Here is a 1,211-nt window from a genome sequence, read left to right as displayed (position 1 = left end):
GCCTTTTGTTTTTGTATAGAGCAGGGTTACATGTTCTGATTCTCTACGTCTAAATGTTTACGTGGACGGGATTCTTACTCAATGAGAATTAGCCGTTCTTTTTATCGAGAATTGGTTATGTTGAATTTCCATTCAATTCTCAAAGAATAAGAATTACCACAAATAAACCCGAGCAAGATTTATAGAGACTCGGGCTTTGAGTAAGTTAAACAAACTCCATATCGCTTTGACGAACGCGCTCGGCAAGCTGTTTGTAGCGATCCGCAATCGTGTCACCAAATACAGGGTCGTCTTCGCTCTCTGTCCATAGGCTTTCGACGTGTTGCCAGTCTTCAGTAGTAAAAAGCTCTTCAATTAATGGCAGGATTTTTCTCTCTTCGAGCTCAAGGTGACGCTTTTGCGACTCAATGAAATCTTCTAGCTGAGCAATAAAGATGTCTTGAGGAACAACCGCATCTTGCAAAATCATCTCAATGAGCATCGAAAACTCTTTGGTCTTCTCGGCGAGCTCTTGGTGCTCTTTCTCCAAGTTTTCCATGGTTTGTTGCTTACCGTAGTGCTTGAGGAAATGATGGTAGAGAATATCTTCTTTCGGATGATGAATTTTTTCCGAATGGTTTGAGAGGTAATCAACAATCTCGCTTACTAGCGAGTAATTAATGGCGTTTTCTTCTTTTATTTCGTTGAGTTTATGGCGCAATATAGCCAGCAGGCGAACCATGTAGCCGTGTTCGCGTCGAATTCTTTCGATCATCATAGCGTCTCTCCTTAACACCTACTTTCAATAAGTGTACATGAGAAATTCGCTACCAGCTTCGAGCATGCTCAAAAAAACAGCGATCATAGCACCATGATCGCTGTCTCTTCTTTTATACCGTTAACGGTAAATGCCAGTTGATTGGCTCTTTTCCTTGCGAAGCAAGTAATTGGTTTGCTTGGGAGAAATGCTTACAACCCAAGAACCCTCGATGAGCAGACAATGGCGATGGATGCGGCGCGGCTAATACATGGTGCTTCGAGCGGTCGATGAAACGCCCTTTCTTCTGAGCGTGAGATCCCCATAAAAGGAACACGACCCCATGCTGATGCTGGTTTATCGCTTCAATCACTCGGTCTGTGAATGTTTCCCACCCTGTTTTAGAGTGTGAGTGCGCTTTGCCTTGCTCAACCGTCAAAACCGTATTGAGCAACAATACGCCTTGCTCTGCCCA

Annotated in this window: 2 protein-coding genes; both read right to left on the bottom strand. The window is 43.7% G+C overall.

What is annotated here, in order from left to right; genetic code table 11:
* Positions 1-205: 205 nt before the first annotated feature.
* On the bottom strand, positions 206-757 hold the full coding sequence (locus R7M72_RS25160) for a hemerythrin domain-containing protein (protein ID WP_005459058.1): 552 nt from the start codon (positions 755-757) through the stop codon (positions 206-208).
* 112 nt (positions 758-869) lie between these two features.
* A partial coding sequence (locus tag R7M72_RS25155; RefSeq protein ID WP_318056467.1) for a uracil-DNA glycosylase occupies positions 870-1,211 on the bottom strand: 342 nt, incomplete at its 5' end.

Source organism: Vibrio sp. YT-18 (assembly GCF_033337345.1).
In the GTDB taxonomy this organism is placed as follows: Bacteria; Pseudomonadota; Gammaproteobacteria; order Enterobacterales; family Vibrionaceae; genus Vibrio; species Vibrio alginolyticus.
The sequence above is the reverse complement of the archived record's forward strand: the minus strand, read 5'-3'. Positions and strand labels throughout refer to the sequence as shown.

Excerpts from the sequence above, each read along its gene's own strand:
- R7M72_RS25160 (WP_005459058.1), bottom strand. The coding sequence starts at position 757 with ATGATGATCGAAAGAATTCGACGCGAACACGGCTACATGGTTCGCCTG.